The sequence below is a fragment of the Synechococcus sp. R60.1 genome (genome assembly GCF_047461835.1).
GTDB lineage: Bacteria > Cyanobacteriota > Cyanobacteriia > Thermostichales > Thermostichaceae > Thermostichus.
In genome coordinates, this window is sequence record NZ_JANSIA010000031.1 from 1 (window position 1) to 15,571 (window position 15,571).

The window sequence follows — 15,571 nt, forward strand, 5'->3', positions numbered from 1 at the left end:
GCGGTCGGAAGCAGGAACCCGCCGAGACGACTGCGCAAGGAGCCATCCATGCGTAGCGTGGTAGGAATCTCCGGCCTTCAGGCAGGGGAGGATGTCAAACGAACGACACTTGCTTTCTGAGCCACTAACCTTGTAGAAAGACAAGGGCGAAAGGGCGGCTTTGATGCGGCGGCGCATTCTACAGCTTTGCATCCTCGGCTGGACGATGCTCCTCGTCCTGGCAGTGGGGGGCAGGGGATCCCTGCTGGTTCCCCACTTTTTTGGCATTGAAGCCCTGCAAGCCCAGGCTCAAACTCAAGCCGGAGAACTGCCGCAGCCGATGCGGCTCAAACTCCCCCCCGGCCTGGATCGCTACGCCTACGACAAGGCGGTGGGAGACTACTTTGAGGAAATCGAGCCGCTTTTGCCAGGTGGAGCCTATGCCCAGTGGGCCTTCTATCCCGTCCCTATCTACATCCAAGGGGATCACCCCCAGTGGAAGGCCTCCGTGGAGCAAGCGGTGAAGGAGTGGTCGGCCTACATCCCGCTCAAGGTGGTGGCCAAAGAGGAGGAGGCTTTCTACGGGATGAGCATTTACCGCGTTCCTCCTATTGGCGGCGGGGTGGCTGGGGCGGCCCGCCCGGAGTTTTTCTTCGCCTCCGATGGCTCTTTGCAGCAGCGGGTGCGCATCGTCATTGCAGAAGGACAGGGGTTGGCCGAAATAACGGCGGTGGCCCGACACGAGATCGGGCATGGGCTGGGGCTGTGGGGCCATAGCCCGAACCTGCGGGATCTGATGTATGGCGGACACCATGCGGCGGCTACCGGCAATCGGCGGGTGTTGCGGGTGCCCAACATTACCAAGCGGGATCTCAACACCCTCAAGCGCGTCTACGAGCAGCCCACCCTCAGCGGGCAGGTCTTTCCAGAGAGCTATCGCCGCCTGTTTGGCCAGCTTCTGCAGGAAAAGCCGCTGCCCGAGAGAGCTCTTGGATTGCCGCTAGCTAGAGCTGCAGGAGTTGCGACACCCCCTTGAGCGCCATAGCTAGGAGAAAAAAGAGCAACTGGGTGGCAACAATGCTGGGGCCGGAGGGCAGGTTGAAGGTTGCCGAGGCGATCATCCCCAGCACCGCGCTCAGTCCCCCAATACCTATGGCCAGCAGCACATAGGTTGTAAAGCGGGATCCCAAAAGCCTTGCCGTCGAGGCTGGGATGACCACAAAAGCGCTCACCAGCAACACCCCCACAGAGCGAATTGAGAGCGCCACCACCACAGCCAGCAACACCACAAAAGCCAGCTTCTGCCAGCCCACCTGAACCCCCCGCGCCCGCGCCAGCGGCTCATCCAGGGTCAGCAACATTTGGGAGGGCAAAGTCAATCCCACATAGGCCGAGCTGATCAGCAAGAGGATCCCGCTCGTCCACAGGGCTGCCGGGCTGATCCCCAAAATCTCCCCAAACAACAACTGGTTGAGGTTGCCCCGATAGCCGGGCAGCAAGCTGAGGGCGATAACGGCCAGCGCCAAAGAGGAAGAGTAGATGATGTTCAGCACCGCATCCGCCGACAGTTGAGTGCGCTCCAAGACAAAGGTGACGCCCAAAGCAAATCCCACCCCAAACACCATCAACACCACGGTGGGATTCAGCCCCAGCAGCACTCCCAAAACAATCCCCAGCAGAGCCGAATGCCCCAGGGCATCGCTAAAAAACGACAGTTGCCGCAGAATAACAAAACTGCCCAGCAGCCCACCTGTCATGCCGGTGAGGATCCCACCCAGCATGGCCCGCTGCATAAAGGGCAACTGCAACAGCTCCACTACCCGCACCCAGCCCTCCAACATCGCCTTCCCCTCAGTGACGGTGGATGTAGCGGACAAAATGGTGCTCCGCACCGCTGTCGCGAACAGGCCCATAAACCCGGCTCAGCACTTCTGGTGCCAAAGCCACCTGGGGGGATCCCTGGCAGATGAGGGATTGGTTGAGGCACAGCACGCGGTCGCAATGGCGGGACACCATCTCCAAATCATGGGAGATCTGCAAAATAGCCCAGCCCAGGGATTGGCGCAGCTCTTCCAGGAGCCGGTAAAACTCCCCCTCGCTGAGCGTATCTAAGCCTGCCGGTGCCTCGTCGAGGATAAGCAACCGCCGCGGCCAAGCCAAGCAATAGGCCAACAGCACCCGTTTCAGCTCCCCGCCGCTGAGCTGGCCCAAAGCCTTAGAGGACAGGTGGGATGCGCCGACCCGTTCCAACGCCTCTTTCACCGCCTGCCGCCGAGCAGAGCGCTGCTGCCAAGGCCAACAGGGTTGCAATGCCCCCCAACCCAAAGCCACAAACTCCTCCACCACCATGGGGATCCCAGGATTGAACTGAAAACGCTGGGGCACGTAAGCCACCTGCTGCCGCACTGACGGGGGCAAATAGCCGGACAGGCGCACCGGCTCTCCCAGAATCCAAACCGAGCCGCACTGCCGCGGCAGGATCCCCAAGATGGCCTGCACCAAGGTACTTTTGCCGGCTCCATTGGGGCCGACAATGGCCGTATGGGATCCCGCCCTCAGCTCAAACGACACATTTTGCACCGCCAACTGGGATCCCCGATAGACCGTCAGCCCCTCCACGCGAAGGACAACCTCGCCGGAGCAGGAGATCACCGCCCCCTCGCCAGCAGGTGTTCGAGAGCAGCTTGGCCCAGCAGCGGCAATTGCAGGGGCAGGAAGGCCGTCTCCTTCTCAAAGGCGGAGACCAGGTTCTCCACGTTCTGCCGCAGGATGGTCAGGTAATATTCCGGCTCGATCCCCTCAGGGCCGGCAGTCTCGATGGGATCGAAAACGCGAACTTGGATCCCTAGGTCTCTGGCCAAAACCTCAAAGGGGTTGTTACTCCCCAGCTGCGGTTCCACCAGGATCGTCTTCAGGCCGGATGCCCGCACCGTCTCCATCACCCGCCGCACATCTTCGGGGGAGGGGCTGGCTTCAGGGATCTCCACCAAAAACTCAGCCTTGAGGTTGTAGCGCTCGGCAAAATAGGGGGCAAAGTCGTGGAAGACCACAAAGCTTCTTCCGGCAAAGGGAGCTAGCCGAGCGGCAATCTCCTCATCCAAAGCCTTGAGCTTCTCGATAAAAGCAGCCGCATTGGCCCGGTAGATCTCCGCCCCTGCCGGATCCGCAGCGATTAAGCCGTCGCGGATGTTTTCCACCTGCTGAATAGCCCGCCTGGGATCCAGCCAAATGTGGGGGTTAAACTCGCCGTGGCTGTGCCCATGAGAGTGGCCATGGCCATGCCCGTGAGAATGGCCGTGACTGTGTCCATGAGAGTGTCCATGGCCGTGACCGTGGGAGTGCCCATGCTCTGGCTCCTCAGCCCGCAAAGTTGGGATCCCTTCGCTGCTGTCAACGATTTGCAATTGGGGGTTCCCAGCGCTGGCAATCAACCCTTCCAAAAACGTTTCCATACCCAACCCGTTGATCACCAGCACATCCGCCTGAGCCAGCAAACGAACCTCCTCAGGTCGAGCCTGAAAGTCGTGGGGCCCCATCTGAGGGGGAAGGAGTGGCGTGACTTCTGCCCGATCCCCGGCCACAGCACGGGTAAATTGCGTTATCGGCAAAATCGTGGTCACCACCTTTGGGGGGCTGGATCCCTGCTGGGCCCGGGACTCTTCTTGGCGCATCTGCAGGCTTCCCAGGATCCCGACCGAGAGGGCGGCCAGCAGCGAGACCAGCGATCGCACCGGTCGAGCCGAACGGATAGAGTTAGCTTGATCAGTCATGAGCCTGAATACCTCACAAGACAACAGAGACAGCAGAGCTGGAAGCAACTGACTTCCCAAAAGCCAAGGCCCTCTGCCGCAGCATCGAAAACATGCTCACCAGACCGTTGCTCCTGGAAGGGCTAAGGCTGAAATTGAGGCCCATCTCCCGCACAAACTCTGGGGAAACCCCCAAAATCTCTTCCGGCGCTAGGCCACTTAGCCCCTCCACCACAATGGCCACGAAACCCTTGACCAACTGAGCATCGGCATCCCCTTGGATGTAGACCTTGCCCTCCCTAAACTCGGTGGCCAGCCACACCCGCGAAGCGCAACCTCTGACTAGGTTCTCCTCCTTCCTCTCCGCTTCGGGAAAGGGTGGCAGGCGCTTGGCATAGGCTAGGAGAAGCTCATACTTCTGCCGCGAGGTCTTGGCCTTCTGGAAGCGATTGACAATTTTTTGCTGCAGAGCTGCGGGCATCCCTCAGCTTGTCTAGAGTGAGAATGATAATCAAACTCATCATAACACCCCCACTCAGCGAAGGCGCAGGGGCACCTGCAAACTTTTGGGACTGTCGTTACCGCACCGAGCGATAGCCGCCGCTCACCCCACGAGGTGAGAGGATCAGTTGCCAGAGCTGGCTGGCCCGGGCCTTGAAGCTACCGGCACTCATCAGGAGATAGAGCCGCCACATGCGGCGAAAGCGCTCATCGTAGCGGTCGGCTAATTTTGGCCATGCCTGCTCGAAATTGGCGTGCCAGGCTTTTAAGGTGGCCACGTAATTGATCCCAAAATTGTGCCAGTCTTCCAGCACAAATAAGCCCTCAAAGGCTGCAGTAATCAGATGAGGCGAGGGCAGCATCGAGTTGGGGAAAATGTAGCGCTCAATCCAGGGATCCCGCCCCTGGTAGGCCACGTTGCTGCCGATGGTGTGCAGAAGAAACAAGCCATTGTCGTTCAACAAGCGGCGGGCTACCTGCATAAACGTTCGGTAGTTTCGGTAGCCAACATGTTCAAACATGCCGACAGAAAGGATGCGATCAAACTTTCCCTGGGTCTGGCGATAGTCTTCTAACCGAATCTCGACCGGCAGGCCGCGGCAGCGTTCGCTGGCCAGTTTGGCTTGCTCTTTGGAAACAGTAATCCCCACAACCTGCACCCCGTAGCGTTCGGCCAGGTACTGGGCTGTGCCGCCCCAGCCACAGCCGATGTCGAGCACCCGCATGCCGGGTTGGAGTTCCAGCTTGCGGGCAATGAGGTCAAGCTTAGCTTCTTGGGCTTCATCCAGAGTTTGCGCGCCCCTATCCCAATAGGCACAGCTGTAGATCATGCGGCGATCCAGCATGGCCTCATAGAGATCGTTGCCAATGTCGTAGTGGCGCTGGCCAATGACAAATGCCCCCTTGCCCCGCTGGCGGTTGATGAGGCGACTGTCCAGCCCAAGCAAGGGCTGAGTTAGCCAACCCACCTGCTGCGGTGCCTGGGCAGTTAGGAGACGACAAACTAACTCATCAATGGCCTCGCAATCCCACCAGCCCTCCATGTAGGCCTCGCCAAAGCCCAGGGATCCATAGAGCAGGCAGCGCAGGTAGAGCCGCTCGTCGTGAACTTGAATATCCCAGGGCTGTGAGCCATTGAGGGTTATACCGGCAGCATCCAGAACTCGAAGCGCATACTGACGCGCCAGCCAGCGCAAGCTGTTGAGTCCTTTCCCCATCCCTAGGGAGCCCTCACTACAGGGAAACTGACTCAACAAATACACCCCAAGGTGGCAAGGGATCCAACAAGTTTCCAATTTCTAGGGATCCCCCCGAAGGGGGAACACGACAACCCATGGGAAGACGATTCTTCCTGGATGGATGAGTTTCCAATTTCTAGGGATCCCCCCGAAGGGGGAACCCTCTATCCGACTGAGGTGTACCACTACCGGCATCCAGACCCGTTTCCAATTTCTAGGGATCCCCCCGAAGGGGGAACTGCTTACCGGGCTGCCGTACGGCAGCAACGGGAGCAAGGTTTCCAATTTCTAGGGATCCCCCCGAAGGGGGAACTGCCGTTGATGAAGACGGCTACGTCGTATGGATTCAAACGTTTCCAATTTCTAGGGATCCCCCCGAAGGGGGAACGGCAGCCTCCCCACCCAAAGGTTCCGCTGGGTTTATGTTTCCAATTTCTAGGGATCCCCCCGAAGGGGGAACTAGAAGGGAGGTTTAGTCATGAACGTGTTTAAGTTTGCCGGAAGTTTCCAATTTCTAGGGATCCCCCCGAAGGGGGAACGCGTGTCGAATATACGGGTTCTTGACAGGGGGTTTAGAGTTTCCAATTTCTAGGGATCCCCCCGAAGGGGGAACACTAGCCAATAAGGCTTGACCACCTGTCGGGCTAACCCGAATTGGGTAGTTTCCAATTTCTAGGGATCCCCCCGAAGGGGGAACGCGGGCCTGCTCCGCAAATTTGAAAAACAGCAGGAAGTGTTTCCAATTTCTAGGGATCCCCCCGAAGGGGGAACATAAAGAGCGGGTACTGGTTCAGATTAACAACTACCCGCGTTTCCAATTTCTAGGGATCCCCCCGAAGGGGGAACAGCAACAGCCTGCGTGAGGCTAACGAGATACTGTACACGTTTCCAATTTCTAGGGATCCCCCCGAAGGGGGAACGCCCTACCCCTATAACACAACTTTTCCTCAACAATCGTTTCCAATTTCTAGGGATCCCCCCGAAGGGGGAACCAGTTGGAGAGTACAATTGATGCGCTGAGTAATTCAGTGCAGTTTCCAATTTCTAGGGATCCCCCCGAAGGGGGAACTTTCTATAAATACATCTCCTTCCCTTAAAGTCCAATAGAGTTTCCAATTTCTAGGGATCCCCCCGAAGGGGGAACTCTCGGTGAGGTTGACCTCTCCTTACCTAGGAGAGAAGTTTCCAATTTCTAGGGATCCCCCCGAAGGGGGAACTCCGCGGTCAATGGTGACTACATTGTGGCCATTCCTGTTTCCAATTTCTAGGGATCCCCCCGAAGGGGGAACTACTCCGAGCAATACTTTATGACGGTATGCCGGTACCGCGGTTATTGGCTGTTTCCAATTTCTAGGGATCCCCCCGAAGGGGGAACGCACTCGGCTATCAGTTGAAGGCTTATCTACTGCCTAAAGTTGTTTCCAATTTCTAGGGATCCCCCCGAAGGGGGAACGACTTGTTTCTCACTGCCTAAGGAGGTTTCAATGGCGTTTCCAATTTCTAGGGATCCCCCCGAAGGGGGAACACTGCCCAACCACCCGTTGTCATCGATGAGAAAGTCTACTGGTTTCCAATTTCTAGGGATCCCCCCGAAGGGGGAACCTCCACTGGTTTGGGCTTCCCACAGTTGGGGTTGGTCGTTTCCAATTTCTAGGGATCCCCCCGAAGGGGGAACTTTATATTCCCCTCCCCAGGTGGCCAAATACTACTACAGTTTCCAATTTCTAGGGATCCCCCCGAAGGGGGAACACTCCAATTCCATTTGCTCCGAAGCCCATTGATATAAATCTTGTTTCCAATTTCTAGGGATCCCCCCGAAGGGGGAACTGGTAGAGTAGAGCGGTATTACATGCTGCTCAAGTAGTTTCCAATTTCTAGGGATCCCCCCGAAGGGGGAACTGCCGTTGATAACACCAGTAGTACTGTTTATTGTCAAAGACACGTTTCCAATTTCTAGGGATCCCCCCGAAGGGGGAACGAAGGTACAGTGTTTTAGGTACAGGCGTTTATCGCCAGTTTCCAATTTCTAGGGATCCCCCCGAAGGGGGAACTGAAATACCTGGGTGTTCGAGGGGGAGGTTATTGCTGTTTCCAATTTCTAGGGATCCCCCCGAAGGGGGAACACCACAAGACTATACCTATGCGGATATAAAGAAGCTGTTTCCAATTTCTAGGGATCCCCCCGAAGGGGGAACATCTTGAGACTCAACATCTCTTGAAGAGAGATCGAGTTTCCAATTTCTAGGGATCCCCCCGAAGGGGGAACAATAGCCATAGGTCGCTGGACGATTCTCGGCAGCTTGTTTCCAATTTCTAGGGATCCCCCCGAAGGGGGAACTCCAATCAAGAACGGGATGAAGTTGTCTCCCGAGCAAGTGGGTTTCCAATTTCTAGGGATCCCCCCGAAGGGGGAACCACCGCTGCCCTTACCAGACTTAGATACACAGCAAGTTGGTTTCCAATTTCTAGGGATCCCCCCGAAGGGGGAACCTTCATTAAATATCCGCCGTCATGGGCGGTAGCTGGCTGCACGTTGTTTCCAATTTCTAGGGATCCCCCCGAAGGGGGAACATTCTAAATACGAGGAGGTTCGTATGATTAAATTAATCCTCGTCGTTTCCAATTTCTAGGGATCCCCCCGAAGGGGGAACTCCTCCTAAGGCAGTGAGAAACTGAGTCTGCCTCTAAGTTTCCAATTTCTAGGGATCCCCCCGAAGGGGGAACGTGTCAAAGAGCTCATTTTCCTGAAGGGAACACTGAGGTTTCCAATTTCTAGGGATCCCCCCGAAGGGGGAACTTCATGAAACGCTGCTCAGACTGAGAAGACCAGCGGCTGGTTTCCAATTTCTAGGGATCCCCCCGAAGGGGGAACTTCTACAAAGGACGTTGGATGGTGCTGCAGGAGGGGTGTTTCCAATTTCTAGGGATCCCCCCGAAGGGGGAACTGCTCGGTGGAGAGATCCACGAGCAGTTTCGTGGTACCATTTCAGTTTCCAATTTCTAGGGATCCCCCCGAAGGGGGAACTCACGTACAAAACGACGCTTACTCGAATAGATAACACGAACGTTTCCAATTTCTAGGGATCCCCCCGAAGGGGGAACTCGAGAAGGCAGAAGCCATGCGTAAGCAGGCAGAAGCGTTTCCAATTTCTAGGGATCCCCCCGAAGGGGGAACTGCTTCGTCCACAATGACATCGAAGAATTCTTCGATGGTTTCCAATTTCTAGGGATCCCCCCGAAGGGGGAACTATACCGAGCTCGGGAGGTCCCGCATGAGCAAGACACGTTTCCAATTTCTAGGGATCCCCCCGAAGGGGGAACTCCACCCCTATTAAACCCAAGCAGGGCAAGGAATGCAAGACCCATTTGCGAGGGATCCGGAAAAAAGTCGGCAAAAAGAGTTTTGGCGAGGGGGTTTTGGGGCCGGAAAGCCTTGTGGCGCAAGGCGTCGAGGGATCGAACGAAAGAATCGGCCTTTGCGGCTTTTGGCGGATCGCTCGCGGAGGCGTTGATACCGTTTTGGTGTTCTTTTGGAAACATCGAGATCCAGACAAGGGCAGTAGGGCCCTGAGTCCACTGATGAGCCAACCTCAGCCAATCTAGCCGCGCAGGCGACCGGAGCGCAGGATGCTGATGACGAGCCACAGCCCCAACAGGCTGGCCGCGCCGAACAGGAGTTCGCTCAGCCCAAAGACCTGAAACCGCTGCGTCTGAGCCGAGATGATGGCAGCTCCGACGATCAGAGAGCCGACCACAATGCTGTAGGAAAGGCGGTTGGCCGACTGATCCAGGCTGCTGCGGATCCCGTCCAGCTCTTGGATGGTCAAGTTCCAGCGCTGGGTTTCCGAGGTGATGCGGCTGAGCAGCAGCTCCATCTGGCGCGGCGATTGCAGAGAGAGATTTTTCAAATCCAAAGCCGTGCGCAGCAGCGAAGGCAGAGGGGCCTCCCCCAGCAATTGCGCCCGAAACACATCCGCCATCAGGGGGCGAAGCTGCTCCGGCAGGTTGTAGTCGGGGGTGAGCTGGCGGGCGATCCCTTCCAAATTGGCCAGCGCCTTGGCACAGAGGCCCAAATTGCCGGGAATGCGGATCTGGTTGCGCCGGGCCGCCTGCAGGATCTCAGAAAAGAGCTGGCTGAAGTTGAGCTCCGCAATGCTCAGGGTGTAGTACTGGCGCAGCAGACGCTCGTAGTCGCTTTGGAGCTGGGCCAAGCTGACAGTCTGATCCCGCGAGCGGGCCGTGGATCTTTCCGGCAGGGCCAACTCTAGGGTCAATTCGGCACAGCGCTGGGCATCGAGGCTGACAATGGCCAGCATCAGCTCCAGCAGAATCTGCTGCGTACGCGGATCCAGCCGCCCAATCATGCCGCAATCCAGCAGGGCTACGCGACCGGATCCCAAGTAAAAGAGGTTGCCGGGGTGGGGATCGGCGTGGAAATAGCCATCAATGCAGATCTGCTGGAAAAAAGCGCGGGTCAAGAGGCGGGCGATGTTTTCCGGGTCCGCGTCGCTGCGATCCGCCTCCAACAGGGGCCGGCCCTCGATCCACTCCAGCGTCAACACCTTTGGCGTAGTGAGAGGCCAATGGATGCGCGGCACCACCAGTTGGGCCGGATCAAACCAACGCCCCCTTTGCAACTGTTGGCGGAGCTGCTCGGTGTGGCGGGCTTCCTGGGTGAAGTCCAGCTCTGCTTGAATGGCCCGGCAGAACTCATCCGCCAAGGCCACCACATCTGCCAACCTGCCGAACTCCGTTTGCGCCACCAGCTCGGCAATGCCCCGGATTAGCCGCGTATCCCGCTCCACCACCGCCTCCAGCCCGGGCCGCTGGATCTTGAGGGCCACCCACTCGCCGCTGACCAGACAAGCCCGATGGACCTGGGCAATGGATCCCGCCGCAACCGACTCTGTGTCCAGGCTGCTGAACACCTGCTCCAACGGCTGCCGCAACTGCTGCCGCAGCAGGATTTCCACCGCATTCCAGGGAACAGGAGGTACGTCGGCCTGCAGAGTGCTGAGGGCCTCGATGTACTCTCGCGGCAACAGGTCCGGACGGGTGCTCAGCAGCTGGCCCAGCTTGACATAGACCGGCCCCAGATCCACCAAAATGTTGCGCAGCACCATTGGGGGGGGCAGTTGGGGTTCCCCAGCCTTGCCAAAAGAGAGCAAGCGGCGCATGTAGTCCCAACCGTGGCGCAAAACCACCTCCAGGATCTCGGCCTGACGCGCCCCACTCTGGGCCAGACGGGCAAACATCGCAGTCTCTCTCCCTGGAAGTCCAATGGCAGAGAAGCCCGATCCCTAGAAAAAGGGGATAGGGGCCACCCTACGGGTTCCATCCCAGCCGGTTTGCAGCCCCTCCCGCAACACCCGCAGCACCTCATCGGTATCGGCATTGGGCTGGGCAAAGGAGAAAACATGCTTGAAGCGCAGTTTGCCCTCCCGATCCACAACGAACTGGGCTGGCAGAGGCGCTCCCAAAGCTTGGCCAACCCCATAGAGGCGGAAGGTTTTGCACTCGGGATCCACCAGCAGCGGGTAAGGCAGCTGCAGGTCTGCTTGAATCTGCTGGCTTTGAACCGGATCGGTGCTGGTGACCATCAGCAGCTCCGCCCCCAGAGCTTGGATCTCCCTGTAGCGGGCTTTCAGCTCTTGGATGTGGGGGTAGCAAAAAGGGCAAAACAGTCTTTCGGTGAAGATACGAGTAAAAGCCAGAACCACCGGCTTTTGGCCGCGGTAGTCCGATAGCCGCACGGGATCCCCTTGCACGCGCGGCAGCTCAAAATCGGGGGCAATCTGGCCGATTTCCAGAGAAGTGTTGGCCGGTTGGGGGATGAAGTTGTCGGCAAAGCGACGGTTAAACAGTCCGCTGTTGCTGGTCATTGCAGTTTTTTACGTTTCTTTACTACTTGCCACCAGCCTAACCCAAAGCCTCGGCCACCGCCTTCAGCCGTCGGAGCTGGGCCCGCATATCCTGCTGGGTCGGCCCTGCTGCCAACAGGTAAAACCCTGCCGCCACCCAGGGACTGGGGATGCGGAAGTTGAAGCAATTGACTAGAAGGGTACCCCCCGGCTGGGGATGGCACTCCCAGCGGTCGGTTCCTTCAAAAAACCCCTCAAACTGCCACTGCACCAAGCCTTCTGCCCGCTCTGTAATCACGCAATCCAAGCTGGGGGATACAAACGGCAAGCGAAGGAAAAAGCGGTAGCGGCTGCCCAATTCCGCCAGAGGGGATCCCACCGCCTCACAGCCCAACAGCGGGTTGAGCCAGCGCTTCATCAACTCCAGGTCGGTGAGGCAGCGATCCACCTGGGCCACGCTGGCCGCAATCGGAATTGACTGGGTGTAGACAGGCATCCTCAGGGGGAAGTTGGGGGAGCGAGCTTGGCCGCAGAGAGGTCTTCTGCCGTGGCAGAGGGGGATACGGTGCTCAGCAAAATCAAGATATCGCGATATTCCACCTGATCCGGCCCGCGACGGGGGGATCCCACTTGCACCACCGCCTGTTGGAGAGGCTTTTTGGGGTGGGGGGGAGACTCGAAAACCAAGGTGCGGATCCCATTGGCCTGCTCGATGTCCGAGAGGATGTCCCAGCCCCGGCCCCACAGGGTGCGGCGGTAGTAGGCGGCAATGGCCTCCAGAGGCTGAGAGGTCTGCAAGATCAGGGAAGCAAGGCCCCCCTCTCGATCCCGAATCTGTCCCGAAGAGATGATGGAAGCGTTGGGCAACTGCAAGTGAGGGGGAAACTGAGGGGGAAGGGCGCGGGCATCTCCTAGGGAAGCCTCAAAGTGCGTGCCATCTTTGCCGATGTGACGCCGCACGGGATCCTGATCCACTTCTTGAGCAACCGGATCAGGCATCTTGCGGCAGGCCACGAGGGATCCCGCCAACAGCCCCAGGGTTAGCCGAGTAAGAATAGGCAAAGAACTTGGCCCCACTGACGTGAACCGCTCAAGACGGGGATTTTTTCTCATCCGTTGGCCAGGGATCCCTGACTGGTTATAGCGGATCCCGCCTTTGGATACAACCAATCTCCCTTTCTGGGCCAAGTTCCAGCTTTCTGGGCCAAGTTCCAGAGCAGCCATCATTCGTCGAGCCAGGGCTGACAACTGCACACCAGGTGGCGATCCCCGTAGGCGTTGTCGATGCGGCTGACGCTGGGCCAGAACTTGTGGGCCTTGACCCAAGGGAGCGGGTAGGCGGCCAGCGAGCGAGGATAGGGGCGATCCCAGTGGTCGGCAGCCACCACCTCGGCGGTGTGGGGGGCCAGCTTGAGGGGATTGCGCACCGGATCCATCTCGCCTCGCTCAATGGCGGCAATCTCCTGGCGGATGGCAATCATCGCCTCGCAGAAGCGATCCAGCTCCTCCAGAGATTCGCTCTCGGTGGGCTCCACCATCATTGTCCCCGGCACCGGCCAGGAGATGGTGGGGGCGTGGAAGCCATAGTCCATCAGGCGCTTGGCCACATCTTCCACCTCGATGCCGGCGCTTTTTTTCAGGGGGCGCAAATCCAAAATACACTCGTGGGCCACCCACCCCCCCGGCCCCTTGTAGAGCACTGGGTAGTAGGGATCCAGCCGCTTGGCGATGTAGTTGGCGTTGAGAATGGCCACCTGGCTGGCCAGGGTAAGGCCGGCGGATCCCATAAGGCGAATGTAGGCCCAGGAGATGGGCAAAATGCTGGCACTGCCCCACGGGGCAGCGCTGACGGGGCCGTTACAGCCGGGCAAAACAGGATGGCCAGGCAAATAGGGCACAAGGTGAGGGGCCACGGCAATGGGCCCTACCCCTGGCCCACCCCCCCCGTGGGGAATGCAGAAGGTCTTGTGCAGGTTGAGGTGGCAGACATCGGCCCCCAGCTCGGCAGGACGGCAGAGGCCCACCTGAGCGTTGAGGTTGGCCCCATCCATGTACACCTGTCCCCCCGCCTCGTGGATTATCTGGCAAATCTCGCGGATCCCTTCCTCAAACACACCGTGGGTAGAAGGGTAGGTGATCATCAAGGCGGCCAGCCGCTCCCCGTGCTGCTCCACCTTGGCCCGCAGATCCTCAATGTCGATATTGCCGGCTTCATCACAAGCTACGCTCACCACCTGCATCCCCGCCATCACGGCGCTGGCCGGGTTGGTTCCGTGGGCCGAGGTGGGGATCAAGCACACCTGCCGCCGGCTTTCCCCTCTGGCTTGGTGGTAGCGGCGGATAGCCAACAGGCCGGCATATTCCCCCTGAGATCCGGCATTGGGCTGCAGAGAAACTCCGGCAAAGCCGGTGATCTCCGCCAGCATCTTTTCCAACTGGGCAAAGAGGGCTTGGTAGCCGCGGGCCTGCTCCAGGGGCACAAAAGGATGGAGCTGGGCAAACTCCGGCCAGGTGACCGGCATCATCTCCACCGTGGCGTTCAGCTTCATGGTGCAAGAGCCCAAGGGGATCATGGAATGGGTGAGAGCCAGATCCCGGCTTTGCAGGCGGTGGATATAGCGCAGCAGCTCAGTTTCCGAGTGGTAACGGTTAAAGACCGGATGGGTGAGGTAGGGGGTGGTGCGCAGGAGCTGGGGCGGCAGGCTCTGGCCCAAATCCGGCCCTGGGCTGTCGGGATCCCAAGCTGGCGGTAAGGACTCCGCTCCGCTGACGCGAACGGTTCCGGCGAAGATCTCCCACAGATCCCGCAGATCCTGAGCGGTGGTAGCCTCATCCAAGCTGATCCCCAGCGTCTGGTCATCGATCTGGCGGAGGTTGATCTGTCGCTGGGCAGCGCCGGCCTGGATCGCCTGCACCTGCTCTGGAGAAGCTACCTTGACCCAGAAGGTATCGAAGAAATGCTCGGGCCCCACCTCATAACCCAACTGGCAGATCCCAGTGGCCAAGTGATGGGCCTGGCGGTGGATGCGCTCGGCTATGTGTCGCAAGCCGCGGGGGCCGTGGTAGACGGCATACATAGAAGCCATCACCGCCAAAAGCACCTGGGCAGTGCAGATGTTGCTGGTGGCCTTGTCCCGCCGGATGTGCTGCTCGCGGGTCTGCAACGCCAAGCGCAGGGCTGGCTTGCCTTGAGCATCCTGAGAAATCCCCACCAGCCGTCCTGGCAGCAGCCGCTTGTGGGCCTCGCGGGTGGCGAAGTAAGCCGCATGGGGGCCGCCATAGCCCAAAGGCACGCCGAAGCGCTGGGTGGATCCCACCACGATGTCCGCTCCCCACTCTCCTGGGGGTTGCAATAGGGTTAAGCTGAGCAGGTCGGCAGCCACCGCCACCACCATCCCCTTCTGGTGAGCCTGCTCCACCAACTGCCGGTAGTCCCGGATTTCTCCAAAGGTGTTGGGATATTGCAACAGCAGCCCAAAGCCCTTCTCCGGGCAAAACTCCGCCAGATCCGTCACGCGCACCTGGATCCCCAAGGGCTCTGCCCGCGTCTGCACCACTGCAATCGTCTGGGGATGACAGCCCCGATCCACCCAGAAAACTGGGGATCCCCTGCCTGCCAAGGTGTAGGCAAGAGCCATGGCTTCGGCGGCTGCGGTGGCCTCGTCCAGCAGGGAAGCATTGGCGATCTCCATCCCCGTCAGGTCGATCACCATCGTCTGGAAGTTGAGCAGGGCTTCCAACCGTCCCTGGGCAATCTCAGCTTGGTAGGGGGTGTAGGGGGTGTACCAGGCAGGGTTTTCCAGGATGTTGCGCTGAATCACCGGTGGCGTCAGGGTGTTGGAATAGCCCATGCCCAAAAAGGAGCGCCACACCTGGTTCTGGGCCGCCATTGCCTTCAGTTCCGCCAACACCTGCTGCTCAGGGCAAGGGGATCCCAATTGCAAAGGCTGGCTGCTGCGAATGGCCGGCGGCACCGCTTTTTCCACCAGCTCCCGCAGCGAACTCAGCCCTAACGCTTGCAACATCTGCCCGATTTGCCGGGCATCCGGCCCAATGTGCCGCCTGAGAAAGAGTTCGGTCTGCTCCAGCAACCCCACATCGGGAGAAGGGGTGGGTTCTGGGATCCCTGTGGATGGATCCCGGCTTGGGGGGTCAAGTCGAGTCGAGTGGAGAAGGGCCAAGTCGGACATGGTGCGATAGCCGAGAAAGGGAGAGCAAGAAAGACTGTCTCCTGATCATAGTT

Annotated in this window: 11 protein-coding genes and 1 CRISPR repeat array; of the genes, 1 reads left to right on the forward strand and 10 read right to left on the reverse strand. The window is 58.9% G+C overall.

Going from position 1 to position 15,571, the window contains the following annotated elements; all coding sequences use genetic code 11:
- Positions 1 to 163 precede the first annotated feature (163 nt).
- Positions 164 to 1,015: a hypothetical protein gene (locus tag NW834_RS06115; RefSeq protein WP_414332345.1), complete on the forward strand. Its 852-nt coding sequence runs from the start codon at positions 164 to 166 to the stop codon at positions 1,013 to 1,015.
- Here NW834_RS06115 and NW834_RS06120 read toward each other — a convergent pair.
- From NW834_RS06120 to gcvP, 10 genes are all read right to left on the reverse strand, one after another.
- Positions 984 to 1,820, reverse strand: coding sequence for a metal ABC transporter permease (locus tag NW834_RS06120; protein ID WP_414343173.1), 837 nt, complete (start codon positions 1,818 to 1,820; stop codon positions 984 to 986). The two genes, NW834_RS06115 and NW834_RS06120, sit on opposite strands and share 32 nt — an antisense overlap.
- Before the next feature lie 10 nt (positions 1,821 to 1,830).
- Positions 1,831 to 2,631 (reverse strand): metal ABC transporter ATP-binding protein, encoded by an 801-nt coding sequence (locus NW834_RS06125; RefSeq protein ID WP_414418864.1) that lies wholly within the window; start codon positions 2,629 to 2,631, stop codon positions 1,831 to 1,833.
- Entirely contained in the window at positions 2,628 to 3,749 is a 1,122-nt protein-coding gene (locus tag NW834_RS06130; RefSeq protein WP_414418863.1) for a metal ABC transporter solute-binding protein, Zn/Mn family, read from the reverse strand. The genes NW834_RS06125 and NW834_RS06130 overlap by 4 nt, the downstream gene beginning before the upstream one ends.
- 13 nt (positions 3,750 to 3,762) lie before the next feature.
- Positions 3,763 to 4,209, reverse strand: a complete 447-nt coding sequence (locus tag NW834_RS06135; RefSeq protein ID WP_414418862.1) for a SufE family protein — start codon at positions 4,207 to 4,209, stop codon at positions 3,763 to 3,765.
- A 97-nt stretch (positions 4,210 to 4,306) separates the two neighbouring features.
- Positions 4,307 to 5,446 carry a cyclopropane fatty acyl phospholipid synthase gene (gene cfa, locus NW834_RS06140; protein ID WP_414417108.1) on the reverse strand — a complete coding sequence of 380 codons (1,140 nt, stop codon included), beginning with the start codon at positions 5,444 to 5,446 and terminating at the stop codon, positions 4,307 to 4,309.
- Positions 5,447 to 5,516: 70 nt separating this feature from the next.
- Positions 5,517 to 8,788: direct repeats of the CRISPR family, unit length 36 nt; unit sequence GTTTCCAATTTCTAGGGATCCCCCCGAAGGGGGAAC.
- Positions 8,789 to 9,066: 278 nt separating this feature from the next.
- Positions 9,067 to 10,722 carry an ABC1 kinase family protein gene (locus NW834_RS06145; RefSeq protein WP_414349926.1) on the reverse strand — a complete coding sequence of 552 codons (1,656 nt, stop codon included), beginning with the start codon at positions 10,720 to 10,722 and terminating at the stop codon, positions 9,067 to 9,069.
- 45 nt (positions 10,723 to 10,767) lie between these two features.
- Positions 10,768 to 11,349, reverse strand: coding sequence for a peroxiredoxin family protein (locus NW834_RS06150; RefSeq protein WP_414349927.1), 582 nt, complete (start codon positions 11,347 to 11,349; stop codon positions 10,768 to 10,770).
- Between the two features lie 37 nt (positions 11,350 to 11,386).
- Complete coding sequence (locus tag NW834_RS06155; protein ID WP_414349928.1) at positions 11,387 to 11,824, reverse strand: SRPBCC family protein; 438 nt, start codon at positions 11,822 to 11,824, stop codon at positions 11,387 to 11,389.
- A 2-nt stretch (positions 11,825 to 11,826) separates the two neighbouring features.
- Positions 11,827 to 12,390, reverse strand: coding sequence for a hypothetical protein (locus tag NW834_RS06160; protein ID WP_187147251.1), 564 nt, complete (start codon positions 12,388 to 12,390; stop codon positions 11,827 to 11,829).
- Between the two features lie 161 nt (positions 12,391 to 12,551).
- Positions 12,552 to 15,518, reverse strand: coding sequence for an aminomethyl-transferring glycine dehydrogenase (gcvP, locus tag NW834_RS06165; protein ID WP_414418865.1), 2,967 nt, complete (start codon positions 15,516 to 15,518; stop codon positions 12,552 to 12,554).
- Positions 15,519 to 15,571: the final 53 nt, after the last annotated feature.

What these genes read in the sequence shown, in the direction of transcription:
- NW834_RS06115 (WP_414332345.1), top strand. Translation starts at nt 164, where the DNA reads ATGCGGCGGCGCATTCTACAGCTTTGCATCCTCGGCTGGACGATGCTC.
- NW834_RS06120 (WP_414343173.1), bottom strand. Translation starts at nt 1,820, where the DNA reads ATGTTGGAGGGCTGGGTGCGGGTAGTGGAGCTGTTGCAGTTGCCCTTT.
- NW834_RS06130 (WP_414418863.1), bottom strand. Translation starts at nt 3,749, where the DNA reads ATGACTGATCAAGCTAACTCTATCCGTTCGGCTCGACCGGTGCGATCG.
- NW834_RS06135 (WP_414418862.1), bottom strand. Translation starts at nt 4,209, where the DNA reads ATGCCCGCAGCTCTGCAGCAAAAAATTGTCAATCGCTTCCAGAAGGCC.
- cfa (WP_414417108.1), bottom strand. Translation starts at nt 5,446, where the DNA reads ATGGGGAAAGGACTCAACAGCTTGCGCTGGCTGGCGCGTCAGTATGCG.
- NW834_RS06145 (WP_414349926.1), bottom strand. Translation starts at nt 10,722, where the DNA reads ATGTTTGCCCGTCTGGCCCAGAGTGGGGCGCGTCAGGCCGAGATCCTG.
- NW834_RS06150 (WP_414349927.1), bottom strand. Translation starts at nt 11,349, where the DNA reads ATGACCAGCAACAGCGGACTGTTTAACCGTCGCTTTGCCGACAACTTC.
- NW834_RS06155 (WP_414349928.1), bottom strand. Translation starts at nt 11,824, where the DNA reads ATGCCTGTCTACACCCAGTCAATTCCGATTGCGGCCAGCGTGGCCCAG.
- gcvP (WP_414418865.1), bottom strand. Translation starts at nt 15,518, where the DNA reads ATGTCCGACTTGGCCCTTCTCCACTCGACTCGACTTGACCCCCCAAGC.